Raw genomic sequence first — 23,954 nt, 5'->3', positions numbered from 1 at the left:
GTGTACGTAATCAAATTATCTATTCACACTACAAAATTGTTGCAATTTAGAGGGTAAAACAATCAAACTCATTTATAAACTGCAATACAAAATCAAATAATTTAACCATCGTCTTAGAAAGGGAATGATACTATTTGATAACTGGGATACATTCCCCATTATTTAACAGTCTTTTCGTCACTTCACAACAGCAAGAAACGAGCTTGCATTCAATCGAGTTTGTTGAATTCAACAAGCGAAGTCCTGAGTTTTCATGGACAATTCTAGCTTGCTTGGAACAGTGTCGATCGACTATTTTTTGTAGCTTAAGGAGCGGATGATTATGTCTATGGATCGTGTCGGAGTCAAACCTGGAACTCGCAATCACAAAGGCTATTTTGTGCAACACGCATCGGGCTATCAACTCGTTGAGATGCACCATTCGGGCTGGGCAGTGATTTGTCTTAATGATGCTGTTTGCCACTATGTTGATCCTGAAAATCTACAATTCGCCCGCGAAAAAGACTTTCCATCGGTTCATGAACTTTAGAACGATTTTGCCTTAGATTTCAATCATTCACGATCGGGTTGCACTGACTTTAGTTGCAGCCCGCTTTTTGCTAAGTTAGTACTGTAAATCTTTTAATTGATTCGATGAAAGAAACGTTTTTTAAGTGGCTAAATACGGCTTTGATGTGGAATTTATTTTTTGTGCTGCTGTGCTTTGGGTGGTTTGCGATCGCGCTTCTCGGTCGTGCGGCTAAAGTGCCACTCGGATTAGAGGTTTGGCTTTCACTCTGGACACCTGTGATGCAGCCTGCATTGGGGATTTTGATGGCAGGTGCGCTGATTAGTGGGGCAAGTAGCTGGGTCATGAAACGCCTTAGTCCGACCGAGTAAGTGCTCGATCGACATTCGGATCGCGAAATGCAGGGTTTTGAATAAAGGATTCATCGGTGAGACTGCGAAGAAACTCTAGCAGATCTTGTTTTTCTTGGTCGCTGAGTTTGAATCCTTTGATAAACGAACTTTTTAACGGGTTCTGATTGCCCACTCCCGCCCATTTTCCGGCATGAATTGTTCTTCCACCTTCTGAGTAATGCTCGATTACTTTCTCTAACGTTGGAATGCTGCCATCGTGCATATAAGGAGCCGTTAACGCAATATTTCTCAGGGTCGGAGCTTTGAAGCGTCCCATATCAGACGGTTTCAGCGTAATTTCTTTGATGCCTGTATTGTTCGGAGGATAAGCGCCTTTGCCATCTAAATTGTAGAGTCCGGTATTGTGAAAAGCGATTTCTTTGAATGCTAATCGAGAATGAGTAATCGAATCAGAGAAATTAATGCCGCCGTGACAATGGAAACATTCGAGCCGCTCACTTTCAAAAAGAGCTTCACCGCGTTTTGCAGCTTCAGAGATTGCTCGATCGTTGCCGCCGTAGCGATATTGATCGTAGGGCGAATTGAATGAAACTAAGGAACGCTCAAAAGCTGCGATCGCTTTCGCCATCGTATTGATACTAATTTCCTCATTCCCGAATGCTTCTGTAAACAACTTCTGATAGTTCGGATCACCCTTCAGCATGGCAATCAGTTCGGTTTCTTTGCCTGCCATGCCCATCTCGATCGGGTGCTCACCAAAAATTGGCACCAACAACTGAGTTTCCAAATCAGTCATCAATGGGTTTGCCCAAGTGAGAACTGAATTGTAAGCAATATTCGCTAAACTCATCGCATTGCGGGGATGAGCTTCTCCGGTTACGCCGATCGACACTGATTTCTTTTCCGTAAACGCCCGCGCTTGATCATGACAAGTCGCACAGGAGAATTCACCCATGACTGACAGCCGCTTTTCATAAAACAAATGCCGTCCGAGTTCCACTTTGGCAGCACTCATCGGATTGTTCGTCGGTACATTTGGTGGCGGTGTCCAGGCGGGTAGCTGCCAAGTGTAAGGTGAAGCTGCATCACTTCTGGAAAATGCAGCGCTTAGAGCGATCGCGAGGCAAAATGAGAGAACCGTGAGAACGGCGAGATTGAACCAGCGTTTCATCGTTGCTGTGCGACGCGGAAGAAAGATTGACGAGCAGGTTGATTATTCCAGGGTAGTCCGAAGCTCGTCATGATTCCAGCACAGTCACCGTCTTTTGGTTCAGACATACAGCCGATTCCAGTTTCGGGCTGATTTTTACTCATGTTGGTGTTGCTGACTAACGACCGAATATCTGCCACGATCACATTCGTTTGTGGATTGAAGTTATCTAGTGTAATGGTTGACGTATTCGGATTCGTACAACTTTCTGGTTTCTGACGATTGTTATTTGCGTTGCATCCAGTACTTCCTAGATGAATCGCAAAACTTTCACGCGGTTGCTTACCGGGTGAATGAGCACCCTCATGTTTCATCCCGGACATCGGCGGAACGAAATCAATTCGAGCAAACTTGTAGCCGCCTCGCCAGTTCCACCAAAGCGAAGTCAGATTCAGCGGAGAAGGCGCGATCGTGGCATCTTCATGATTCAAATTGAACGGAACGCCTAACGTAAACCGAATTCCTTTGTAGCTGCCTTGGGGAACAGTGCCAACAATGCGATCGTTGGTTTCAACGGTTCCATTGGTGCAGCTTCCCGTTTTATTCTCAAAATCAATCAGCGCAACGTTTTGATACTGCCAGCGATCGTCTTGCGTGAGGGTAACTGGAACGGCTTTTCCTTGAGCATCGATCAGCGCAACTTCTGAAACATAGAAGCGAAAATCAGAAGGAGCGACTGAGGTTGCAGACGTACCAAGGGAATACGTCGAAGTACATTGAAAGGATCGATCGCCCACAACTCCACGAAATTGAATCGCTACAGGTTGAGTCGATTGTGCCATTGCGATCGCAGACGAAAGCAGTGTAGCAATGGCACTACCCATCAAAGAGAGTTGCAACTTCATAAAACAGCCTGTTCAGTCAAAGTCCTTTTCACTCTAGGACAAGCTAAATTTGAATTCAAACGACAGGCTGTAAAACTTGAACGAGAACAGGCTAAGAAAATTTCGCTGAACTTAAGCAGAAATCAATACCCAATTCCTTAACGATCGCTCAAAATAGAATCATGTTTTCAGTCCTTTTGATTCTTGCGATCGCGCTTCTTCCCTCGCTCCTGGCGTTTCTGCTCCGGCATCGACTGGAGCTTCAAGCTCAGGAACGACTTCAGGCGGCAATGGCAGCCGCAGAACGAAGACAACTCCAAACCCTGCTCCGTCTTCCTCCTGATTATCAATATGTCGAAGGTGTTGGCGCTCTGATTGGCGATTTTACCTGCGTCTATAATGCTCGATCGCCTTATGTTCGATGCGCGGTCAATCCTTCGGGTCCTTGTGAAACTTGTCGATCGTATGAATCAAAATACTAGTCCGCTTCCGACTCCCCACAGTGGCTATCACTGGAATCGCATTCCGAGACGATTTTTTGAGGGATGGTACTACCGTGTGACGTTGCCAGACGTTCGGCAAACGTTCGCGTTTATGTATTCGATCGAAGATCCTCAAGGCGGTCAACCGACCAGCGGCGGCATGGCTCAGATTTTGGGTCCTGATGATGAATACCTGTGTCGAACGTTTCCGAATGTCGATCGGTTTTGGGCAGATTCGGATCAGCTTGCTCTCGGACATTGGCGACAATCAGGAACTCCGAAATTGTTAGATCCAAAACGATTCGATCAAACGATCGTCGAAGGCTATCAAGCCACAAATACTTGGCATCAGGGCCGATTGAAAGAGCCGAATGGAAATGATGCCGAGTGGCAATACTCGATCGCGCCTGTGTATGGATGGGGCGATCGACAATCGACTGCTGGAATTCTTTCATCACTTCAAATCTTTGAACCCGGTTGGCAAGTCCTGATGGCTCATGGACACGCCACAGGTTACATCAATTGGAATGGAAAAAGATACGAATTCGTCAATGCTCCCGCATACGGTGAAAAGAACTGGGGCGGAGCATTTCCGAGTAAATGGTTTTGGCTCAACTGCAACGCATTCGATAATGAGCCTGATTTCGCTCTTACGGCAGGGGGCGGAAGACGAGGCGTTCTCTGGTGGATGGAATCGGTTGCCATGATCGGGATTCATTATCGGGGTCAATTTTACGAATTCGTGCCCTGGAATGCTGAAGTGAATTGGGTGATTCGTCCTTGGGGATATTGGCGGATGGATGCTCGAAACCAACACTATCGCGTGACAGTTACGGGAACGACTGAGTTACCAGGTACCTCTTTACGTGCACCCACGATCGATGGAATGCAGTTTGTTTGCCAAGATACGATGCGCGGTTCTGTCACCGTGGAACTGTGGGATCGGGCTGAACGTCTAATCGTTTGCGCCACGAGCGATTTATGCGGTTTAGAAACGGGTGGTGCTCCCTGGAACGAAACTTGGGCATCTGGATGTGGACTTAATTTTTGAGGAGGTCAAAACAATGGAGATATTATTGGCGTTTGGGGTCATGTCGTTAATCAGTTTGGGCGTGATTTCGGTCGGGGAAATGATTGTACGATCGCTTAAAACCCGCAGTTCTGAACCGCTAAATTATGACGGAGTGGGAGACGCGATTGGTAGCGGTTTGTCTGGATTTGAACCGAGTGACACTTCACATTTCTTTGGCTCGATCGGCTCCCACATTGTGCACTTTTTTGGACATTTCTTTCATCACTGATTCCGTTTGAAATCGACTTGCTATAATGCGACTCATCCGGGGCTGTAGCTCAGTTGGATAGAGCAACCGCCTCCTGAAATATCGGGCACCGTAAGGGAAACTTTACGTGTGAATGTGGTCAAAGTCGGTGAACCCTAAAGCATATTTTGCCAGTCACGGGAATACCGAGCCAAGCCTAAATCAATTTAGGAAGGTGTAGAGACTAGACGATCACCACCTACAAGCAGACTTGCTTAAGGTGAAGGTATAGTCCAGAGAGTGGGGAAACTCACACAAATCTGAAGCGGTAGGTCGAGGGTTCAAGTCCCGCCAGTCCCGTTCAATCGAGAATGTCAAGTCATCAAGCGATCGACAAATCGGTCGCTTTTGTCTATGCCCAAAAGCAGATTCCCAGACCATTGCTTGACTCTCCTGCTAACTGGAGGGTTCACAATAAAGTTGTAGAGATTCATGATTCGCTTCAGGAGTTCCCCCATGACGCTACAACTCACAGTGCCAAACATGGCTTGTTCTGCTTGTGGAGATACGATTACCACTGCAATTAAGTCGATCGATCCTGCTGCAACCGTTACCGCTGACCCAAAAACAAAGCGGGTGGACATCGAGACGCAAGCTTCAGAAGATTCGATCAAACAAGCCATTACCGACGCGGGCTATACCGTTGCCTAACATTCCTATGGACACGACAACTCTGAAGCTTCAGGGCATGAGTTGTGCTGCCTGCGCCAAGAATATTGAAAATGCAATTCAAGCCGTTGAAGGTGTGAAAACCTGCGCGGTTAATTTTGGTGCAGAGCAGGCAACGGTTTCGTACGATGTGCGGAAAACATCGATCGCTAAAATTCAACAAGCCGTCAGTGATGCGGGCTATTCTGCCGAACCTCTGCCAGAAAATGTGTTGGTAGAGGTTAAACCCGCTCGAAATCGGACATTACACCGCAAAGTTTGGACAGCGGGTGTGATTAGTGCAGTGTTAGTCCTTGGCTCACTGCCAGCCATGACGGGACTATCAATTCCACTGATTCCGATGTGGCTGCATTCTGCGATCGTACAATGGCTACTCACAACCCCGGTATTGTTCTGGTGTGGTGCAAAGTTTTTCGTGAATGCTTGGAAGTCTCTGAAACGGCGCACTGCTACGATGGATACTTTAGTGTCGATCGGGACTGGCTCGGCATACCTTTATTCTTTGTTTCCCACCTTCTTTCCGCAGTGGTTCATTGCACAGGGACTCAGCCCGGATGTTTACTTTGAAGCAGCATCGGTCATCATTGCACTGTTGTTACTGGGTCGATTGTTAGAGCAACGAGCAAGAGGGCAAACTTCAGAAGCAATTCAGAGATTGATTGGGCTACAAGCGAAGACAGCGCGAGTGATTCGTCAGGGGCGAGAGATAGATTTACCAATCGCCCAAGTGATCGTCGGTGACGTGATCTTAGTGCGTCCGGGTGAAAAGATTCCGGTGGATGGCGAGATTTTAGAAGGTCGATCGACGATCGACGAAGCAATGGTGACGGGCGAAAGTTTACCTGTGACGAAACAAGCGGGCGATGAAGTGATCGGAGCAACATTAAATCAAACTGGAAGCTTCAAATTTCGGGCAACGCGAGTCGGAAAAGATACTTTTCTCGCTCAGATTGTGAAACTGGTGCAGCAAGCTCAAGGATCAAAAGCACCGATTCAACGATTAGCAGATCAGATCACAGGTTGGTTTGTGCCTGCGGTGCTTGCGATCGCGATTCTCACCTTCATTGTCTGGTACACCTTCACAGGCAATGTATCGATCGCATTAATCACAACGGTTGGTGTCTTAATCATTGCTTGTCCTTGTGCATTAGGATTAGCAACACCGACATCGATCATGGTTGGTACTGGAAAAGGTGCAGAAAACGGTATCTTGATCAAAAGTGCCGAGAGTTTAGAACTCGCACACAAACTGCAAACCATTGTTTTAGATAAGACGGGAACAATCACAAAAGGAAAGCCAACGGTTACAGACTTTTTCACCGTTCGAGGAACAATAGATCAAAACGAATTCGAGCTATTAAAATTTGCAGCATCGATCGAACATCAGTCTGAACATCCATTAGCAGAAGCCGTTGTTCAATATGCTCAGTCTCAAGGCGTGGACATTGCTGAAGTTCAAGACTTTGAAGCGATCGCTGGAAGCGGTGTACAAGGCTATGTTTCCGGGCAGCTTATCCAAATCGGCACCGATCGCTGGATGACTGAACTAAACATTGATACTCACGCCCTACAACAATCACAGCAGTTAGAAACTTTAGGTAAAACTGTGATTTGGATTGCTGTGGATCGCTCGATCGAGGCGATCATGGGAATTGCAGATGCAGTAAAACCATCCTCGATCGCTGCAATTCGATCGCTACAAAAAATGGGTTTAGAAGTCGTGATGCTCACCGGAGACAATCGCCGGACTGCACAAGTAATCGCACGAGAAGTCAACATTGATAGAGTCTTTGCCGAAGTTCGACCGGATCAAAAAGCTGCGATCGTTGAATCTCTCCAACGCGAAGGAAAGATTGTTGCAATGGTCGGTGATGGAATCAATGACGCGCCTGCACTCGCCCAATCCGATGTGGGAATGGCGATTGGCACAGGAACTGATATTGCGATCGCAGCGAGTGATATTACTCTGATTTCCGGTGACTTAAACAGCATCGTAACAGCAATTCAACTCAGCCGAGCCACCATTCGCAACATCCGAGAAAATCTATTCTTTGCCTTCATCTACAACATTGTAGGAATCCCGATCGCGGCTGGAGTTCTCTATCCATTGTTCGGCTGGCTACTCAACCCGATCGTTGCTGGCGCAGCAATGGCATTTAGTTCCGTTTCAGTCGTGACCAATGCGCTACGCCTTCGTAACTTTCGCCCCAAACCATCATGAACACGCTTGGTGCTTAATTCGTCAAGGTTGGAAGAGGTTGACCAAATTGAATCGTTCTTGCTCGTGCGGGAACTGGAGTATTTTCGATCGGTTGGGCAGTTGTGCGAGGTTCTGCGGGAATCGATCGCGGTTCAGTCGGTTGTGACGGGGTAGAACTGCGATCGAGCGGTGGAACCGTCACTGTCGGCTGAGCCGTTGGAGCATTGATTGGTGGGAACGAATTCGGAATTGCTAAGCTCGGATTCACTTCGGGCAGTTGCAGCGGATTCGAGGGTGTGGCGGGTCGAACAGCATCAGGAAACAACAAACTACTACCCGGAGAATTGCCTGATCCAGCAGCGGGTAACGGTGCAGGTTGCAAAGGAGGCATCACCGCTGGAGCCGTCGGTAAAGGACGAGATTCGGTAGGTGGGGGAACGGCTACGGGAGTAGAGGGAGTGGCTTCAATCGTGGGCGGCGCAGGCGGCAATCCGAAATCATTCGCGGAGTTGGTCTGAGTTTGTGCCACTTGTGGGGCTTGAACAGGTGCAGTCTGAATCGGACGAAGCTGATTAAACACCGCTTGAGTGGTAGGAGAAGGGGCACTCGCGGCAAGAAGGGGGCGAAGAATCCAGCGATCGCTGGTTTGATCTGAATCCTGAACTTGCTGAAGTTGTGCTTGCTGACGGTCTAGAACCGCATTCGGAGCCAGTTCGATGACAATTCTCGCAACATTTGGCTGAAACTGTGACACTCGAATTTCTCGCACGGCTCCCGAATAACTGCCTCTCGGTGCGACGGCTCCAATCTGCGTCTCTGGCAAATCGAGAACGATGCGGGTCGGTTGTGCCAGAAGGGTATAGCGCGGCTTAATACCTGCGGGAACGGTAACTTCGAGTTGATTGGTATTTGGATCGAAGCGCCAGTTTTCCAGTGGGGCAGCGGTGGCAGGAGCGGCAAGAAGAAGCGCGATCGAGACCGTCAATTCGAGTTTGTGAGCGTTCAGCATGAGAAGGACAAAGCGAGAGAATTGGCTGGATTATAGGCGAGATTTCTGGGATTGGATACACGATCGAGGTAAAAAATGAAGTTTGCTAATTCAGGAACGCGATCGCAGCAACACACAAACAAATTTGAAAACCTGGTCATAGCCCTAACTTTTTCATCCCCGTCGATCGTGCTTCGTTCACAATAGGCGTAGCTCCTTGTTGAATTGCAAAAGCTCAAGAATTTAGACTTCAAATAAAGCCCAAAGTATTAATAAGCAATGCCTCCTGATTGAATTTGAGCCATGGTTCAAATCTCAGTGTCTCCAACACCGCATCAGTAACCTTCTGACGATTTCCCTTTCCTTCAATCATCCAACCTGTCCAATAAATTAGCGAACTAGCTCGTTGCAACTGCCAAACTGAAATTGCACTTTCCATTTCTGCTTTAGTCAACGAAGAATAGACCTGGTAGCCCATACTGAAGGCTCGAACGATGTCACCAAATCGAACTTCTTTCCAAGGAAAAGACGCAAACTGATCCAAGCTACTCAAATAATCCAACAACCGCAGATCTCGCGTGGCGTACTCAAAATCTAAAATTCCAACGACGCGATCGCTTTCAACAAGAATATTCGGAGCAATATAGTCTGCATGAATCGTTTGAATGGGGAGCGTTTTGTAAAGATGAGGAGCAACTTCAATTGTTTCATTCAACAGTTGAGCAAGCTGCTGCTGTTCTTCTAATCCCAAATTCAGCATTTGTGGAATTGCCAAAGGATCGCTCACTCTCGGATGAATCTGAGCCAACTCTCCCCAAAATGGTAATTGTGCTAATTGCCCTTGGGGATCAAATTTAGCAAGCTGGTCATGCAATTTCGCTAAGGCAGAACCCGCCGACTGAATCTGATTAAGATTTCGTCGATCCATTATTTGTCCAACGAGACGGGGCAGTAAGGCAATCATGAGAAATTGCCCATGAACTTCAACTGGAATAAGAGTCTCTCCGCAAGCTGCATGAATCGGAACCGGAATCGAAAAAGGCAGTTCAGTGTGCTGGAGAAAAGTGAGAAGCGAATGTTCGTAGTAAATTTGAGCAGTCTTGGTTGTTGCCGAATGAAGCTTTAAGACAAACTGCTTGTCTGGTGGTACGTGAACAAAGTAGGTTGTATTACTTGAACCCTGTGCTGTTGGCTCAAGAGTCGCCTCAGCTAGAAATGACCATTGCTCAATAATGACGCGCTTGATTGGTTCTGGTAAGCTCATCGGTCGTTCTTACAATTTCCAAACAACTGCTCTTTACGATAGCGTGAGTGGCAGAATAATGTGTTTGTGCCTACAAAAGGTTTGTCACATTCGCAATCGCACTAATAAAAAAGCTGGCAGATTCAGCAAAGGAATCTACCAGCCTCAATCACAATCCACTAGAACTTACTTCGACTCGGTGAAGTCAGCATCAATCACATCATCGCCACCCGTCGAACCCGTCGAACCGCCAGCACTTGCACCTGGATCAGCACCAGCACCTGGGTCAGCACCGCCGCCCGCTTGCTGATAGAGGTTTTGGCTAATGCCGTAGAGCGATTGTTGCAGATCGGTTTGTAAGGTCTTGATCCGATCGAAGTCTTCCGCCGCGATCGCATCTCTAAGATCCTTGACCAAGCCTTCCACCTTCGTCTTATCCGCTTCAGGCACTTTATCGCCCAATTCACTGATTTGCTTCTCAGCTTGGTATGCCAGCGAATCTGCCTGGTTCTTCAGATCAATCCGCTCACGGCGTTCTTTATCGGTTGCTGCGTTGACTTCAGCATCGCGAACCATGCGTTCGACATCATCCTTCGGCAAGGTCGATGCACCCGTGATGCTGATCGACTGTTCCTTACCTGTGCCCTTATCTTTTGCAGAAACGGTCAAGATACCATTCGCGTCGATGTCAAAGGTCACTTCGATTTGAGGAACGCCACGGGGAGCGGGAGGAATTCCATCCAAGCGGAAGGTTCCGAGGCTCTTGTTATCGTTCGACATTTCGCGCTCACCTTGCAGCACATGGATTTCTACATTGCTTTGTCCATCTACCGCAGTCGAGAACACTTCAGATTTCTTGGTCGGAATCGTGGTGTTACGAGGAATGATCTTCGTCATCACACCACCCAAGGTTTCAACACCAAGGGAAAGCGGGGTCACGTCGAGCAAGAGAATATCTTTGACTTCACCCGCCAACACGCCCGCTTGAATCGCAGCACCGACCGCAACCACTTCATCCGGGTTCACCGTTTGGTTCGGGTCTTTGCCAAGAACGCGCTTCACGACTTCTTTCACCGCAGGGATTCGGGTCGAACCACCCACGAGAACGACTTCATCGATCTTGCTCTTGTCGAGTTTCGAGTCACGCAGCGCGGATTCGACGGGAATGCGACAGCGATCGATTAAATCTGCACACAATTCCTCGAACTTCTGACGGGTCAGAGTTGTATCTAGGTGCTTCGGACCGTCTTGAGTTGCAGTGATAAACGGTAAGTTAATATCCGCTTGCGTCACGTTAGAAAGTTCGATCTTCGCTTTCTCAGCCGCTTCGGTTAAACGCTGGAGGGCTTGCTTATCCTTACGAAGGTCAATGCCCTCTGCACGAGCGAAACCATCCGCGAGAAAGTCTACGATCTTCTTGTCGAAGTCGTCTCCACCTAGGTGAGTGTCGCCCGAAGTCGCGAGTACTTCAAACACGCCATCGCCTACTTCTAGGATCGAGACATCGAACGTACCACCACCTAAGTCAAAGACGAGAATCGTTTCATTGCTCTTCTTATCGAGACCGTATGCCAGCGATGCCGCAGTCGGCTCGTTAATAATCCGGAGAACTTCGAGACCTGCAATCTTACCCGCGTCCTTAGTCGCTTGGCGCTGAGAGTCATTAAAGTAAGCCGGAACTGTGATCACCGCTTGGGTGACATCTTCGCCCAGATACTTACTTGCATCTTCTTTCAGCTTGCGGAGGACTTGAGCCGAAATTTCTTCCGGTGCAAACTGCTTGCCTTGAGCGGTGCAATCGAGTTTCACATTGCCACCGACATTCAGGACTTTATAAGCCACTTCAGTCGCTTCGTGCGTCACTTCATCAAATCGACGACCGATGAACCGCTTCACGGAATAAAACGTATTCTCTGGGTTCATCACGGCTTGGCGCTTGGCGATTTGACCGACTAAGCGATCGCCATTTTTCGCGTATCCAACCACGGAAGGAGTTGTCCGAAACCCTTCTGCATTTGCAATCACAGTGGGCTTACCACCTTCCATCACGGCGACACACGAGTTCGTCGTTCCTAAATCAATTCCAACAACTTTTGCCATATTGGTGCTTCGGCTCCATCACTATCAAATGCTTTATCAGGGGTAGGGGACTGGCATCAGTGCCAGAATCAGTTCGGGGCGGCGGGACTCAAACGGGTATCAGTTCAGTGCCACCAAAGCATCCTTCAATCCCCTACCTTATATACTGTTCGGCTTCAGAGGTTACATGAAGGGGTATTTACCGTACCTACCGAACCGATCGGGGGACGGTTGGGGGAAGATTTCAATTCTTCCCCTCAATATAATTTAGCTGTTCCAGAGATCAGCGGTTTCAGCTTCGGTCTGAGGCGCTTCAGGAGCAGTCTCAGCTTGAGGCGCAATGGCTTCCTGAGTCGTACCTGCCAAGTTCAACTTGACCACGGCAGGCTTCACCGCTTGCAAACGGGGCAGAGTCAGCGTCAAGATACCGTCCACGAATTCAGCCTTAACTTGATCGTTCTGAACGGCAGCAGGCAGCGACATCACGCGGCGGAACTTGCCATAGCGGAACTCTGAGCGGAATCCTTTTGCATCGGTTTGCTCAAACTTGCGCTCACCGGAGATTGCGATCGCATCTTGCGAGACTTGCACTTCGACATCTTCTGCTTTCACGCCCGGAAGTTGAACGCGCAGAGTGAAGGCTTCGTCAGTGCCATGAAATTCGATCGCAGGCGACCATAGTGCTTCGCGGGTCGGCATCACTTCATTAAAGAGTTGATTGAACTGACGACGAGCCATTTCCATTTCTTGCCAAGGATTCAAACGAGTAGTCATCATAATCAGTGCTTGAAGAGAGAGGAGTGATTAGCGGCTTGTTTCGTCCGCTCTTGATGTATCTACTGTAAGAAGAATGGAGTGCGATCGCATTGAGGCGAACCGTAACGGTGTGGGTGTAGTTGCCGATGGGTAAAACTGCCCTCTGTTCGGTGTTCCGATAATGTGAGTGGGTTTCCCGAAATTTAGCTCTGTGGAAGATTGTTGAGTTGCTGTTGAAGCTGTTGGACTTCATCGATCGATAGCCCAGTTCCACGAGCAACCATCTCAACCGACAAGCCTTCGCGTAGGAAGTTGAGTGCGATCGCTCGTGTCTTCTCTTCCTCAGCCTCTCTCCAGATTGAACGATAAACCGTCGATTCCTGCATGATGTCTCTCCGTAGAATGCGATAAATCACTTCGTCTTCTAATCGTAACCCAGCTAAAATGCCTGACGCTGCGATCAGATTCGCTTGTGCTTCAGAATCTGCAATTTGATCAATTCGTTGCGCCACTTGCCGCAACGTTTCCTCTGCATCCGCGCTTTGACCCAATGTTGCAAAGGGAATCAATCCTGGATATTGCAGAAATCGTGAAGCAGGTTCTTCCCAAATTCTGACCACCTCAAACTCGTGGCGCGTGTGTTCCATCTCAAAATAGGTCTGATGGACGCGCTCCGATGCCGTTTGCTTCAGGTAAATTACCACTTGCCGCATCGGTTTAGTTGAGTCTTTACGATACGCACGAACGCGATAATCCAGCATTCGGAATGGAACGTTATTCTTGGGCAGGGTTTGGAATTCTAGATGCAGGAAAGAGGCAGCCGATTGCAGCAGAATGAGCGCATCGGTGCGAATCGGGTCAAGGGAGAGTTCCGAGGGTTTAAGTTCAGTCAGTTCGATAGGTTCTCCTAGGAGCCAACTGGCAAAGTCTGAGGAGAAGTGCTCAGCGAGGAAGCGGCAGGTATCGTCGTACATGAGAAATAGTAAAATTGTACGCCCTGTACGCCAGATTTAGTTTTGAGCAAATATAAAGTTTGATGATTGTTGCGAAGCGATCGCTAATAATCATTCATTTTGCTGAAGGGCGATTTTTGTATCAGTTTGATCGCTTCTTTGTAACGTTGAATTTCTACCTCTCAGTACTCGCAACACTGCCATCTGGCATGACGGTGTTGCAGAGAATTGCCATGTATGAGTCGAATTTCACTGCATCTTTTAGGTTGGCATTTCTGAGAGTGGCTCCACGAAAAGAAGCTTCGCCTAGATATGCACTACTCAAATTGGCATTTACTAAATCTGCTCCATTCAGAGTTGATTGTGCTAACCGAGCATTGCTTAAATCAGCATTTCTAAGATCAGCACCTGCCATGTCATTTTCCGATAAATCGGCATTGCTGAGATTAGCTGCCCGTAGACTAATTCCTCTCAAGTCTCCTGACAAGGTTGCACCGCTGAGATCAGCCTCCCTAAGATTTGCTCCATGCAAATTACATAGTAGTTCCGCGTTGCGAAAAACCACGTTCTTCAAGTTAAGACCACCTAACTCTTCTTCTTCAAGATCTTCATCATATATGGATGCGTCCGAAAAGTCGCGTTCTCCAGAAGCGTACCTTTTTAGTAACTCTTTTTTGGATAAGTTCATTTACACAATGGCTCTAAAGCAACAATTGATTGATCCAGATTGCCCATTCAAAGCGCAATTTTCATCTTAAGTTTGTGGAATGACAGTCTATTCTCCCGCTTGCATGACTTGATTTACAGTGAATTGCAATTGAGGAAGTTGAGCGGATTGAATTCGATCGTCGTCTCGCAGTATTACCGCTTCATAAAATCCATCTACTAATGTCAGAAGAGTAATCTGCGCTTCGTCTGGATCAACAATCCAACATTCTGCAATGCCTCGTGCCGCATACTCCGATCGCTTATATCGATAGTCACGATCGCGATTCGTTTTACCCGGAGACACAATCTCGATCGCGATCGCAGGCGGCGGCATCTCCAGCAAAATTGTGCCTCGCGTTGCACCACTCAACGCTTCAACTAATTCGTCTGTAAATACCATCAAATCGGGAAAGCGAACTCTTGCCCGTGCCCCACTAACGACCAATTCATAATCTTTGTGGCTAATTTTCTGAAACGGCAGCAGCTTGAGAAATTCAGACAACAAAAACAGCGCGATTCGGCTATTCCGAGTACTTTCCGGCGGCATCTCAACCAACAGTCCATCCACTAACTCATAGCGCTGCTCCGTCCCGGCATCATACGTCAAATATTCGGCAAGCGTCATTGGGTTTGAAGCGAGGGTCATAGAATCGATCGCAGAATTACAATCCGTATTTTACCGACTTCCTTTTTCTTTTAGATTTGGGTTATACTACTCATAGTCGTTATGAGTTTGTAATACAGGTCTTATGACAAACCCAACTGTAGAAAATGTGGTCATCATTGGGTCGGGTCCGGCTGGCTATACGGCGGCGATTTATGCAGGACGTGCCAATCTCAAACCGCTGGTGTTTGAGGGCTTTCAGGCAGGAGGGCTACCCGGTGGACAACTCATGACCACGACCGAAGTCGAGAATTTTCCGGGCTTTCCTCAAGGGATTACTGGACCTCAGTTGATGACGCAGATGAAAGCGCAGGCTGAACGCTGGGGTGCGGAATTGGTGACAGAAGATGTGCTGGAAGTTGATTTTTCCCAGCGTCCGTTTACGATTCGAGGAGAGACTCGCGAGGTGCAAGCGCACAGTGTTGTGATTGCCACTGGAGCGACCGCGAAACGGTTAGGTTTACCGAGTGAGCATGAATTCTGGAGCCGTGGGATTTCCGCTTGTGCGATCTGTGATGGAGCGACTCCGATTTTTAGAGGAGTGCCGCTGGTTGTGATTGGTGGGGGAGATACCGCAGCCGAAGAAGCGATTTATCTCACGAAGTATGGCGATCATGTGCACATGGTCGTGCGGGGTGATGTGATGCGTGCCTCGAAAGCAATGCAAGATCGGGTGTTGAGTAATCCTCGGATTACAGTGCATTGGAACTCGGAAGCTGCTGATGTGGTAGGCGATGAAAAGCACATGACGGGCGTGAGACTTCGCGATCGTAAGACGGGAGAAGAAACCGTCGTAGAAGCGAAAGGATTGTTTTACGCGATCGGGCACACGCCAAATACTTCTCTATTCAAAGGTCAGCTCGAACTCGATGAAGTGGGCTACATCAAGACGAAGCATGGATCAGTGGAAACCAGCTTAGAAGGCGTATTTGCAGCGGGAGACGTGCAGGATCACGAATTCCGGCAGGCGATCACCGCAGCGGGAACCGGATGTATGGCGGCAATGTTAGCGGAACGCTGGTTGTCGGTGAATGGCTTGGTGCAGGAGTTTGCTCGAATTGAAGCCGATGTGCCGAATGAAGAGAATACGGCTCATGCTGCAAGTGAAAGTGAAGTTGTGGAATTTAGCTTGGAGCATACCCGGCATCGGGGCGGATTGGCGTTGCGGAAGTTGTATCACGAAAGCGATCGACCTATCTTGGTAAAATATGCGTCTCCGAGTTGCGGTCCTTGTCACACGCTGAAACCGATTCTCAGCAAAGTTGTGGATGAGTTTGATGGTCAGATTCACTTTGTCGAGATTGACATCGAAGAAGATCCAGATATTGCAGAAGCAGCGGGTGTGATGGGAACGCCGACCGTTCATCTCTTTAAGAACAAAGATAAGGTGGCGGAATTAAAAGGCGTGAAGCAAAAGAGCCACTACCGCGAAGTGCTTTCGGCTCATATCTAAACTTTGAAGTTTCGCTCTGTTCAGGTCGCAGCGGATGAGGGTTTCCTTGTCCGCTGTTTCTTATTGACGCGGCATCACATCGTCTAACTTCAATTTCAATTCAGGAAATAGCGATGAATTAAGGTTTTCTCCTAGTCGAAATAGTTGTTGTTCGTAAAGTCTCCCGACTCGCCGATTGACTGTAATGGTCGGTTGCTTTGGATCGCCAATGAATCGAATGCCACCCAATCCACGAAAATCAATAATCCAGTACTCAGAAATTCCCATCAGCGCATATTCTTCCACTTTTCGCGCATAGTCATTTTCCCAGTTGGTACTGACGACTTCAACGACCAATTTGATCGATCGACCCTGAACAATCACAGGTTCTTGCTGCCAGTAGGGTTCATCGATCAATGCAGCTTCATCAAGCACTATCACATCCGGGCGGCGAGCCGTTGCTTCATCTCCAGACGGACGCAGAATACAGCTTTTAGGAATGACGAAGGGCAAGTTTTGTCGATCGATTTCTAGACTAATCCGACTTGCGACTTTTCCCGCCACCGCTTCATGAGGTCCGGTTGGCTCCATATCAATCAACTCTCCATTCGCAAGTTCGTAGCGGATTTGATCGCCATACTGTTGAACGAATTCTTCAACCGTCAGTAGTCTAAGCGGGGTATAAGACATGGAAAAGTCACTCGATCGATTGCTTCAATTTTAGGAGGATTCGGAGATCGATCGACTTCAATTCCTTGAGCGAGCGTTTTACTATGGTCAATTCCGTTAAGAAATGTTAACTTAAGCTATAACATTCTATCTTTTGACAGAGGTAGCGACATGGAAAAGAAAGGAACGTTCGGCTTTACCGATTTTGCTGAAAACTGGAACGGTCGCTTAGCGATGCTCGGTTTAGCGATCGGTCTTGCAACTGAATTGATGACTGGAAAAGGCATCTTGGCTCAGTTGGGCTTGATGTAATTCTCTCTTTGGGTTTATCGTTATGCGCCTGGAAGTCATGTTACTTCCAGGTTTTTTAGCGACGTTGCCACCAAACGACTCCAGCGGTGATAAAACCAAAGAGCGGCACAATTCCTAATGCTAGAAATCCAATTAACAAGGCTTGCTCATTATTCAGCACGATGCGGCGATTCTTCACGTCTTTTGGACGAATCGAAAGGGGTTGCAATGGATCTTGGCTCACCCAAGTAACGGAGTTGAGAAAGACATCACCGTTAAGCTGTTGATTAGAAAAGCCATTCACAATAAAAGTGGAATTGCCAAAGACGACTAGGCGAGCGGGTTTGGAAGCGAGCGGGCTGGGTGAAGGACTTGGAGAAGCATTCGGACTGGGAGAAGCGGTTGGAGACGGAGAAGGCGTTGGGGTAACGGTACGATCGAGGGCAACACTGATCGCTAAAGGTCCCGGTCGATCGCCGCCATCTAGTTTGAGCGGTTGCTGTTTGATGTTGCTTTCTGCCCAACTGTTTGGATCGGTTAGAAGGAGCGGAGTGGCTTGAACGCCGGAGATTTGAGTAATGTCGATCGGGCGGGCGATCGGATAAAACGAAATCCCGTTACCAAAATCTTTCGTGATCGGATGTGCACCGTATTGAGTCACGACTGCCACCGCTGGACCTGCATTCGTTAACTGTTGATCGGGTGCGTTGATGGCAATGCGATCGTCAAGTTTCACACCCCAAGTGTTTAGAAACGGATCGAGTCCAGCTTTGACATTCGGGTCAACGGCAATCAACAGATTTCCGCCTTGATTGGAATAGTCTTGGAGCGCTTTCACTTCACCTTCTGGTAATGTGCGAGTGGGTCCAATTACCAAAACAGCGGAAGCATCAGAAGGAACTCTTCCGAGTTGAGCGAGATTCAGCGGCTCGTTTGTGAAATTCTTATCTTCTAAAGCTTTGACGGAATTGGAGATTGCACCTTCGCCTTCAGTGAGCGACTTTTCGCCGTGACCCTGAAGGAAATAGGCTTTAGAACGTCGATCGCTGGTTATTTGCAAAATTCCATTCGTGACTCGACTCTCAGACAGTCGGGCTTGCGGAGAAATGCTTTGCAAAAATTGTCGCCGTTTGCTCGATTGCAGTTCGATAAAGACATCGCCTGCATTCTTCACTCCGAAGGCTTGAGCGAGTCCAGGATTGGCTTGAGGATCAACGAATTCAAAGCTAAATTTTGGCGTTCTACGCTGATAGTTTTCGAGTAGATCGACATCTTGAGGATTACGATCGCTAGAAAACACCCAAATTTTCACGCCTTGCTGCATTTCTTGTAGAACTTGCTGCGATTCAGGCGAGAGCGTGAACAATCGAGATTCAGTTAAATCAATGCGTTGCGCCGCTCGGACGGCTAAGAAATTAATCAATCCGAGAATGACTAGAACTGCGATCGTACTCACTAACGCATTCGTGCTGGCTTGCGTCGATCGTCGTTTCCAAAACGTCGGAGCTAACGGATCTTCAAATCGCCCGATCAAAACCATCCACAGTCCGATCAACACAATTCCAGCGATAATCAATCCGAACGGAATCGATCCCCAAGTTCCAGAGACAATGCCAGCGGAAATGCCTGCTAGAATCAGCATCGCACCCGGCAGAATGAGAAATTTTACAAAGCTAAAACGTCTTTTCATAAGATTAAGAACGCTGGAAACGGAATGCGTCGATCGATTGAGCCGTCAAGAAAATCCCAAGAAAGATATAGCTTGCAAACACAACAAGGCTACTCGTATCTACAATGCCTTGAATCAAATTTGTATAGTGCTTTAACAGTGATAAATGCCCGATCGCTTCTCCCACCACACCGCCAAAATTTCTAGCAATGAGATCCACAACCCACAATGCAAGAACTAACGTAAACGTGAAAATTGCAGCAACGATCGTACTATCGGTCAGCGACGACATAAACATTCCGAGCGATAACACTGATCCAGCAAGTAACAGTAATCCTAAATGACCGAGTAATAGAACATTAATCTGAATCGGTGGATTGACGTTAGAAAGCGCGATCGCTTCGTACAACAACAACGGTAACGACATCGTAAAGAAGAATGTCATCACACCGAGTAATTTACCGACTGCTACCGCCCAATTTGTAACAGGTGATGTCGCTAACAATTCTAATGTGCCGCGTTTACGTTCTTCCGCGTACAGTCCCATTGATAGAATTGGTAATACAAAAAGTGATAGCGAACCAATCACACCTAAGATTGTCCGAATGAATTCGTAAGGAATATCGATCGGAGCGGTTGAAATTCCGGCTGCCGTTGCCTGATCATACTGTGCGGCTTGTTGAATCACACCGTCGAGCGTCACTGTGAATAGAAAGCCAGAAACCAGCCAGAAGACAGCCGCGATCGCATACATCAACGGAGACGTGAAATAACTCAGAAGCTCCCGTCGATAGATTGCCAAGATGTTATACAAAACCGTCTTCATGACTCTTCCTCAGCGTGATCTTCAACAGGTTTCTCTTCGGTCGTCAATTCCAAGAACACATCTTCTAAACTGGCTTGCACTCGCCGCATTTCGTACAATTCAATCCCATAGCTCGCGAGTGCCATTGAGATCTCTCGTCCGGGTTCCGTTCCCGATTCTGACACGACGCGAACCCGATAGCGATTTTCGGTTCTTGCAAGTTGTTCGATCGATTGCACATTTTGAATCAGATTCAAACACTGTTCGATCGCGTTCCAGTTCCCCTCAACTTCCAATTCATAGCCCGTCCTGCGATTGAGTTGCGCCATCAATTGATTAGGAGTATTCGTTGCCACGACTCGACCACGATTGATAATGGTGACGCGATCGCAGGTCATACTCACTTCCGGCAAAATGTGAGTTGAAAGAATCACCGTATGATCGTTCGCCAATTGCTTAATCAAGTTCCGCACTTCGATAATTTGGCGCGGATCAAGTCCGACCGTCGGTTCATCCAGAATAATCACAGGCGGATCATGCACGATCGCTTGAGCGATTCCCACCCGTTGCCGATATCCTTTCGACAGCTTGCGAATGATCGTTTTGCGCTTCTCGACCAAGCCAGTTTTCTCTAATGCCGTTTGAATTCGGGAAGCGCGATCGCCCGCACTCACTCCTTTAATCTGCGCCACGAAGTTGAGAAATCCCTGCACCGTCATTTCCGGGTAAAGCGGCGGCGACTCCGGCAAATATCCGATCTTTTGCCGCACCTGCATTAAATTCTCATGCACCTCAAACCCAGCAATTTTTGCAGTTCCACGACTGGCAGGAAGATAGCCCGACAAAATTCGCATCGTCGTGGTTTTGCCAGCCCCGTTCGGACCCAAAAAACCAAGAATTTCACCCGGCTCAACCGAAAACGTCACATCCTCGATCGCTGCCGTTGAGCCGTACACTTTGCTGAGTTGTTCGACTTCGATCATAAAAATTCAGGGAACTAATGTCGCAGTCTCGTAGAGTAGCAAAGTTTTGCCCCGACTGCTCTTAATCAGACGCAAATTGTAGCGCTTTGCTCCCTGATAAGTAACACTAATATCCGTCTTTTGATGCCGTTAGACTGATCGACCGATAGAGGAAACATTCAATCTCACGAGGGGCACGATCGAGTCCACCCACCGCGTATTCTTAAATCATAAAGTTAAACACTTATACAGACTCAAATATGTCAAATCGGGGAGCAATTCATGCTCCCCATCTTATTTTTTAAACGGTATATAGGAAATTCTCTGAGGTTTTGCCGTGAATTACGTGAAGCCTCAATGAGGAACCCCGCAGAATTACGTGAACTTGTGGGCTACATATTTAAGCTTGTGTAAAATAACGCATCGATATCTAGAAAATACGGCAAAATTCTGATAGAAATACTTAACTTTCTTACAGTGAGTTTGACAATTCTGCGACCAAGCAGGATTACGGGGGCATCAACCAATTACTCTCCGTTCAACTGTAAGGTCTTCTTGTATGGCAACTCATTCTCGTGGTGTTTGGATTCTCCCAAAGCCGCATTCCGTCTCAGCGAATCATTCAAATTTAGCTGAGGCTGAATCTGTGTTCGCACAAAAACCGGAATCGCGATCGCGTGATTCCTCTCGACGCGCCGCGTTCGTACGGCTCACGTTCGCTATTACAGGTGGGTGGCTTTTGAGTCACATTGCCTTACCAGCCTACGCTGTGAGCCTCATTAACAATTCAGGTGTGCAATTTGACCAAGAGACAACGATCGAATCAAATTTCGTTGAATCCCACGGAGCCTATCAATCGACCTTCGGCGTAATCAATTTAGAAACCAAAGAGAAAACGCCTTTAATTACCGAGACCAGAGCTTCAGACAGCCCCGAATCCATTTTCAAACCCTCGACCCGTCGCAGTCACATCGGTACGAATACTGACTTCAAAGGCACCCCCGGCAATGCAGTGCCTCAACCTACGGCTCAGTTTCGATTTCAAGCGAATCAACGATATGTGCTTTATCTAGAATCTACCTATAACGGTCGTCCGACCGGGATCATCTACTCGACCGATGTGCTCAACCCCAATCGAGAACAGCAAGTTCAATTTGCAGGCGGACTCACCGACCTGTGTAGCGGTGGAGTGACCGTGGGATGGGACGATACCGGCTCGAAAATCGTGCGGGATCGCCAACAGCAAGACCGCGATTTCGATGACTTTATTGTGCAGATGAAGAGCTTAAGCTGCGGCGTTGGCGGTGGGGAACCTCCATCGGTGCAGGTTGCAGCACCGGAATCGCCCGCGGTCGTTGCACCCGGAGGCAGAAATAGCAGTCTGCTTTGGGCAGCCCCACTCGCCTTGCTGCCCTTTTTGTTTCGCGGCGGTGGCGGTGGTGGTAATCCGTCTGTGATTCCGCCTGTGATTCCGCCTGTGCCCCCGTCTTGTCCAAGCGGCAATTGCCAACCCATCCCAGAACCTTTAACGATTCTGGGGTCAGGAAGCGCGATCGCGTTCGCAACCCTAATGCAACGACGGCGCAAACGCAAGTAATACCATTTGATCGCGAGATTCAATCCCTGAGTCTCGCGATTTTTTTATGGTTCGGGCGGATAGTGATTTCTCCACCAGTTCACCCATTCGCCCCAAGCTTGCTCTAGTTCTTGTTGAGTCGCTTGTGGTGCAGCGGAATTCATTGGCATCGAGAGTCGCGTCCAAAGACAGCGCATATCTCTAAGAGGCGCTTGACCGAGAAACCAAGGCACAACTCGACGCGCTACGATCGCGGGTTGAAGCTGAACGCTGTGAAGTTCACTACGATCTACCGTGGTCTCTCCAGTCGCAGAAATACAGGCAGTGAGATATAGCCGATCCGATCGCCCATACACGGCATAAGTTCCTAAGTCTGAACGCTGCGAGGTGATATCGATCCGATCGAGCCGAATCGTTGTTTCTCGCAAAATATCCGGCACATGATTGAGTGTATTGAAATAGCGCATTTCAACTTCAAGCGGCTGACCGTTGCGAAGATAGCGATACGATTGACCGGAAATCGTTAAATCATCGGCACTCGTTGCCAGCGAGGGTGTATAGAGTTTTTGAACGCCGATCGGAGTCGCTTTGATGAATTCCCAGCGCGACAAAGGCACCGATTCAGGAAACGTATAGCTCGGCGGAGATGGCTTTTGAGCGGGAGTGACTGCCAATCTGAACACGACTAAACTACTGCTCACAAGCGCAGTTGCTAACCAAAGATTCCGAACATTTTCCCAGGGTTTCAAGCTTGTGCCTCCTCTTCTTCTTCGGCTGCACGATCGGCGTTTTCGAGCAGAACATAGCAGAGCAATCCAAACAGCGAGACGGAAATCATCGAAAAAATTAGCGATCCCGTTCCCAAATGCCAATAGTCAAATGCTTCTCGATTGTTCTGAGCCACAAGAATCGCCATTAATCCGACTCGGAGACAATTCACGATAAAGGCGATCAGGACTCCAGCAACGAAAACAATCAGCGATCGTATCCATCCGATCGGAAACAGCAGAACAAATAGAAATCCCAGCGAAATGTGTTGCCAAATGAGTTGAATCCCTGAACACCCTCGGTACACTTCAACGCTTCCCGTCGGCAGGTGCAGCATCACGCCTTCTTGAACGACTCGAAAGCCCGTATACCAAAGCAAGCTGCCGCTAAATTCGGCGGTGAGCGGTGAAATATCAATCAGCCCCAATATCGTCGTCGTAGGAATCGTCATAAATCCCAGCACAGCCAATTCTCGCCAATACGGTTTGAGCACAAATCCTGACGCTAGGAGGGCAAGGCTCACACCAGACAGCACCGGAAAGAATCGCAGAAAGGCATCATACTCGACCAGATTAAGACTGCGAAAAAGGAGCCAAGCGATTAGCCCCAATCCGATCGTGCTAGCGGTCGCATTACTCTTGAGCATGAGATCTTGACGCTTGCGCCAGCCGAGAAACCAAGCCGCTGCCCAACACATTAAAGCAGCTTCGAGAAAGGGTCCCTTGTGATTGACTCGATCGATCAGTTGAAGATGAATCGTGGTGAGGGCAACCGCGATCGCAAGAAGAAGATAGGGCGTTTTGAAGAACTCTTTCATCGAGGACGA

25 protein-coding genes are annotated in these 23,954 nt (G+C 48.1%); 10 read left to right on the top strand and 15 right to left on the bottom strand.

What is annotated here, in order from left to right; genetic code table 11:
- Positions 1 to 322: 322 nt before the first annotated feature.
- Complete coding sequence (locus NIES2104_RS20180) at positions 323 to 529, top strand: hypothetical protein (protein WP_059000041.1); 207 nt, start codon at positions 323 to 325, stop codon at positions 527 to 529.
- Positions 530 to 633: 104 nt separating this feature from the next.
- On the top strand, positions 634 to 879 hold the full coding sequence (locus NIES2104_RS20175; protein ID WP_059000040.1) for a hypothetical protein: 246 nt from the start codon (positions 634 to 636) through the stop codon (positions 877 to 879).
- On the opposite strand, the gene NIES2104_RS20170 is transcribed toward NIES2104_RS20175, so the two are convergent.
- Both NIES2104_RS20170 and NIES2104_RS20165 read right to left on the bottom strand, forming a co-directional pair.
- Positions 863 to 2,032: a methanobactin export MATE transporter MbnM gene (locus tag NIES2104_RS20170; protein WP_059000039.1), complete on the bottom strand. Its 1,170-nt coding sequence runs from the start codon at positions 2,030 to 2,032 to the stop codon at positions 863 to 865. The two genes, NIES2104_RS20175 and NIES2104_RS20170, sit on opposite strands and share 17 nt — an antisense overlap.
- The gene (locus tag NIES2104_RS20165) at positions 2,029 to 2,916 is read right to left on the bottom strand and encodes an MbnP family copper-binding protein (protein ID WP_059000038.1); all 888 of its coding nucleotides are present in this window, start codon (positions 2,914 to 2,916) and stop codon (positions 2,029 to 2,031) included. Before NIES2104_RS20165 ends, NIES2104_RS20170 begins: the two co-directional genes overlap by 4 nt.
- Before the next feature lie 161 nt (positions 2,917 to 3,077).
- Here NIES2104_RS20165 and NIES2104_RS20160 point away from each other — a divergent pair, with 161 nt between their 5' ends.
- The 5 genes from NIES2104_RS20160 to NIES2104_RS20140 all read left to right on the top strand — a co-directional run bounded on the left by NIES2104_RS20160 (position 3,078) and on the right by NIES2104_RS20140 (position 7,586).
- On the top strand, positions 3,078 to 3,377 hold the full coding sequence (locus NIES2104_RS20160; protein WP_059000037.1) for a DUF6464 family protein: 300 nt from the start codon (positions 3,078 to 3,080) through the stop codon (positions 3,375 to 3,377).
- The gene (locus tag NIES2104_RS20155) at positions 3,361 to 4,428 is read left to right on the top strand and encodes a tocopherol cyclase family protein (RefSeq protein WP_059000036.1); all 1,068 of its coding nucleotides are present in this window, start codon (positions 3,361 to 3,363) and stop codon (positions 4,426 to 4,428) included. The genes NIES2104_RS20160 and NIES2104_RS20155 overlap by 17 nt, the downstream gene beginning before the upstream one ends.
- Positions 4,429 to 4,441: 13 nt before the next feature.
- The gene (locus NIES2104_RS20150; protein ID WP_156427004.1) at positions 4,442 to 4,678 is read left to right on the top strand and encodes a hypothetical protein; all 237 of its coding nucleotides are present in this window, start codon (positions 4,442 to 4,444) and stop codon (positions 4,676 to 4,678) included.
- A gap of 474 nt (positions 4,679 to 5,152) precedes the next feature.
- Positions 5,153 to 5,347: a heavy-metal-associated domain-containing protein gene (locus NIES2104_RS20145; protein ID WP_059000034.1), complete on the top strand. Its 195-nt coding sequence runs from the start codon at positions 5,153 to 5,155 to the stop codon at positions 5,345 to 5,347.
- Between the two features lie 7 nt (positions 5,348 to 5,354).
- Positions 5,355 to 7,586 carry a heavy metal translocating P-type ATPase gene (locus NIES2104_RS20140; protein WP_059000033.1) on the top strand — a complete coding sequence of 744 codons (2,232 nt, stop codon included), beginning with the start codon at positions 5,355 to 5,357 and terminating at the stop codon, positions 7,584 to 7,586.
- 13 nt (positions 7,587 to 7,599) lie between these two features.
- Here NIES2104_RS20140 and NIES2104_RS20135 read toward each other — a convergent pair whose 3' ends face one another.
- The 7 genes from NIES2104_RS20135 to NIES2104_RS20105 form a co-directional block, all read right to left on the bottom strand.
- Positions 7,600 to 8,574: an AMIN domain-containing protein gene (locus NIES2104_RS20135; RefSeq protein WP_059000032.1), complete on the bottom strand. Its 975-nt coding sequence runs from the start codon at positions 8,572 to 8,574 to the stop codon at positions 7,600 to 7,602.
- Between the two features lie 229 nt (positions 8,575 to 8,803).
- A complete protein-coding gene (locus tag NIES2104_RS20130) occupies positions 8,804 to 9,817 on the bottom strand; it encodes a phosphotransferase enzyme family protein (protein ID WP_059000031.1) in 1,014 nt (337 codons plus the stop codon).
- A gap of 165 nt (positions 9,818 to 9,982) precedes the next feature.
- Entirely contained in the window at positions 9,983 to 11,896 is a 1,914-nt protein-coding gene (gene dnaK / locus NIES2104_RS20125; RefSeq protein WP_059000030.1) for a molecular chaperone DnaK, read from the bottom strand.
- Between the two features lie 246 nt (positions 11,897 to 12,142).
- Positions 12,143 to 12,652: an Hsp20/alpha crystallin family protein gene (locus NIES2104_RS20120; protein ID WP_072218105.1), complete on the bottom strand. Its 510-nt coding sequence runs from the start codon at positions 12,650 to 12,652 to the stop codon at positions 12,143 to 12,145.
- Positions 12,653 to 12,834: 182 nt separating this feature from the next.
- Positions 12,835 to 13,605 (bottom strand): Rpn family recombination-promoting nuclease/putative transposase, encoded by a 771-nt coding sequence (locus tag NIES2104_RS20115; RefSeq protein ID WP_059000029.1) that lies wholly within the window; start codon positions 13,603 to 13,605, stop codon positions 12,835 to 12,837.
- Between the two features lie 154 nt (positions 13,606 to 13,759).
- Entirely contained in the window at positions 13,760 to 14,272 is a 513-nt protein-coding gene (locus tag NIES2104_RS20110) for a pentapeptide repeat-containing protein (RefSeq protein WP_059000028.1), read from the bottom strand.
- Positions 14,273 to 14,359: 87 nt separating this feature from the next.
- Positions 14,360 to 14,938, bottom strand: coding sequence for a Uma2 family endonuclease (locus NIES2104_RS20105; RefSeq protein WP_059000027.1), 579 nt, complete (start codon positions 14,936 to 14,938; stop codon positions 14,360 to 14,362).
- A gap of 103 nt (positions 14,939 to 15,041) precedes the next feature.
- Between NIES2104_RS20105 and trxB the strand changes: the two genes are divergently transcribed.
- Complete coding sequence (trxB, locus tag NIES2104_RS20100; RefSeq protein ID WP_059000026.1) at positions 15,042 to 16,409, top strand: thioredoxin-disulfide reductase; 1,368 nt, start codon at positions 15,042 to 15,044, stop codon at positions 16,407 to 16,409.
- Positions 16,410 to 16,469: 60 nt separating this feature from the next.
- Here trxB and NIES2104_RS20095 read toward each other — a convergent pair whose 3' ends face one another.
- Positions 16,470 to 17,078 carry a Uma2 family endonuclease gene (locus NIES2104_RS20095; RefSeq protein WP_059000025.1) on the bottom strand — a complete coding sequence of 203 codons (609 nt, stop codon included), beginning with the start codon at positions 17,076 to 17,078 and terminating at the stop codon, positions 16,470 to 16,472.
- 150 nt (positions 17,079 to 17,228) lie between these two features.
- Here NIES2104_RS20095 and NIES2104_RS20090 point away from each other — a divergent pair, with 150 nt between their 5' ends.
- The gene (locus NIES2104_RS20090; protein WP_059000024.1) at positions 17,229 to 17,369 is read left to right on the top strand and encodes a hypothetical protein; all 141 of its coding nucleotides are present in this window, start codon (positions 17,229 to 17,231) and stop codon (positions 17,367 to 17,369) included.
- 55 nt (positions 17,370 to 17,424) lie between these two features.
- On the opposite strand, the gene NIES2104_RS20085 is transcribed toward NIES2104_RS20090, so the two are convergent.
- From NIES2104_RS20085 to NIES2104_RS20075, 3 genes are read right to left on the bottom strand one after another with little or no spacing between them, the layout of a single operon-like run.
- Complete coding sequence (locus NIES2104_RS20085) at positions 17,425 to 19,038, bottom strand: Gldg family protein (protein ID WP_059000023.1); 1,614 nt, start codon at positions 19,036 to 19,038, stop codon at positions 17,425 to 17,427.
- Between the two features lie 4 nt (positions 19,039 to 19,042).
- Entirely contained in the window at positions 19,043 to 19,843 is an 801-nt protein-coding gene (locus NIES2104_RS20080) for an ABC transporter permease (RefSeq protein WP_059000022.1), read from the bottom strand.
- Entirely contained in the window at positions 19,840 to 20,805 is a 966-nt protein-coding gene (locus NIES2104_RS20075) for an ABC transporter ATP-binding protein (protein WP_059000021.1), read from the bottom strand. The genes NIES2104_RS20080 and NIES2104_RS20075 overlap by 4 nt, the downstream gene beginning before the upstream one ends.
- A gap of 538 nt (positions 20,806 to 21,343) precedes the next feature.
- Here NIES2104_RS20075 and NIES2104_RS20070 point away from each other — a divergent pair.
- On the top strand, positions 21,344 to 22,381 hold the full coding sequence (locus NIES2104_RS20070) for a PEP-CTERM sorting domain-containing protein (RefSeq protein WP_059000020.1): 1,038 nt from the start codon (positions 21,344 to 21,346) through the stop codon (positions 22,379 to 22,381).
- Between the two features lie 44 nt (positions 22,382 to 22,425).
- On the opposite strand, the gene NIES2104_RS20065 is transcribed toward NIES2104_RS20070, so the two are convergent.
- Together NIES2104_RS20065 and crtA are read right to left on the bottom strand one after the other, a co-directional pair.
- Entirely contained in the window at positions 22,426 to 23,109 is a 684-nt protein-coding gene (locus NIES2104_RS20065; RefSeq protein ID WP_059000019.1) for a cyanoexosortase A system-associated protein, read from the bottom strand.
- Positions 23,106 to 23,945 (bottom strand): cyanoexosortase A, encoded by an 840-nt coding sequence (gene crtA, locus NIES2104_RS20060; protein ID WP_059000018.1) that lies wholly within the window; start codon positions 23,943 to 23,945, stop codon positions 23,106 to 23,108. The genes NIES2104_RS20065 and crtA overlap by 4 nt, the downstream gene beginning before the upstream one ends.
- Positions 23,946 to 23,954 lie beyond the last annotated feature (9 nt).

Origin of the sequence: Leptolyngbya sp. NIES-2104 (assembly GCF_001485215.1) — a bacterium.
Classification (GTDB): domain Bacteria; phylum Cyanobacteriota; class Cyanobacteriia; order Leptolyngbyales; family Leptolyngbyaceae; genus Leptolyngbya.
Note: the sequence above shows the minus strand (reverse complement) of the source record. Positions and strands in the feature narration are given on the sequence as shown.

Bases quoted from the DNA above. Each gene is read 5' to 3' on its own strand.
- dnaK (WP_059000030.1), bottom strand. From the start codon at position 11,896: ATGGCAAAAGTTGTTGGAATTGATTTAGGAACGACGAACTCGTGTGTC.
- NIES2104_RS20075 (WP_059000021.1), bottom strand. From the start codon at position 20,805: ATGATCGAAGTCGAACAACTCAGCAAAGTGTACGGCTCAACGGCAGCG.
- NIES2104_RS20120 (WP_072218105.1), bottom strand. From the start codon at position 12,652: ATGATGACTACTCGTTTGAATCCTTGGCAAGAAATGGAAATGGCTCGT.
- NIES2104_RS20070 (WP_059000020.1), top strand. From the start codon at position 21,344: ATGGCAACTCATTCTCGTGGTGTTTGGATTCTCCCAAAGCCGCATTCC.
- NIES2104_RS20085 (WP_059000023.1), bottom strand. From the start codon at position 19,038: ATGAAAAGACGTTTTAGCTTTGTAAAATTTCTCATTCTGCCGGGTGCG.
- NIES2104_RS20140 (WP_059000033.1), top strand. From the start codon at position 5,355: ATGGACACGACAACTCTGAAGCTTCAGGGCATGAGTTGTGCTGCCTGC.
- NIES2104_RS20130 (WP_059000031.1), bottom strand. From the start codon at position 9,817: ATGAGCTTACCAGAACCAATCAAGCGCGTCATTATTGAGCAATGGTCA.
- NIES2104_RS20150 (WP_156427004.1), top strand. From the start codon at position 4,442: ATGGAGATATTATTGGCGTTTGGGGTCATGTCGTTAATCAGTTTGGGC.
- NIES2104_RS20110 (WP_059000028.1), bottom strand. From the start codon at position 14,272: ATGAACTTATCCAAAAAAGAGTTACTAAAAAGGTACGCTTCTGGAGAA.
- NIES2104_RS20115 (WP_059000029.1), bottom strand. From the start codon at position 13,605: ATGTACGACGATACCTGCCGCTTCCTCGCTGAGCACTTCTCCTCAGAC.
- NIES2104_RS20105 (WP_059000027.1), bottom strand. From the start codon at position 14,938: ATGACCCTCGCTTCAAACCCAATGACGCTTGCCGAATATTTGACGTAT.
- NIES2104_RS20080 (WP_059000022.1), bottom strand. From the start codon at position 19,843: ATGAAGACGGTTTTGTATAACATCTTGGCAATCTATCGACGGGAGCTT.
- NIES2104_RS20095 (WP_059000025.1), bottom strand. From the start codon at position 17,078: ATGTCTTATACCCCGCTTAGACTACTGACGGTTGAAGAATTCGTTCAA.
- NIES2104_RS20180 (WP_059000041.1), top strand. From the start codon at position 323: ATGTCTATGGATCGTGTCGGAGTCAAACCTGGAACTCGCAATCACAAA.
- trxB (WP_059000026.1), top strand. From the start codon at position 15,042: ATGACAAACCCAACTGTAGAAAATGTGGTCATCATTGGGTCGGGTCCG.
- NIES2104_RS20175 (WP_059000040.1), top strand. From the start codon at position 634: ATGAAAGAAACGTTTTTTAAGTGGCTAAATACGGCTTTGATGTGGAAT.
- NIES2104_RS20155 (WP_059000036.1), top strand. From the start codon at position 3,361: ATGAATCAAAATACTAGTCCGCTTCCGACTCCCCACAGTGGCTATCAC.
- NIES2104_RS20145 (WP_059000034.1), top strand. From the start codon at position 5,153: ATGACGCTACAACTCACAGTGCCAAACATGGCTTGTTCTGCTTGTGGA.
- NIES2104_RS20135 (WP_059000032.1), bottom strand. From the start codon at position 8,574: ATGCTGAACGCTCACAAACTCGAATTGACGGTCTCGATCGCGCTTCTT.
- NIES2104_RS20090 (WP_059000024.1), top strand. From the start codon at position 17,229: ATGGAAAAGAAAGGAACGTTCGGCTTTACCGATTTTGCTGAAAACTGG.
- NIES2104_RS20160 (WP_059000037.1), top strand. From the start codon at position 3,078: ATGTTTTCAGTCCTTTTGATTCTTGCGATCGCGCTTCTTCCCTCGCTC.
- NIES2104_RS20165 (WP_059000038.1), bottom strand. From the start codon at position 2,916: ATGAAGTTGCAACTCTCTTTGATGGGTAGTGCCATTGCTACACTGCTT.
- NIES2104_RS20170 (WP_059000039.1), bottom strand. From the start codon at position 2,032: ATGAAACGCTGGTTCAATCTCGCCGTTCTCACGGTTCTCTCATTTTGC.
- crtA (WP_059000018.1), bottom strand. From the start codon at position 23,945: ATGAAAGAGTTCTTCAAAACGCCCTATCTTCTTCTTGCGATCGCGGTT.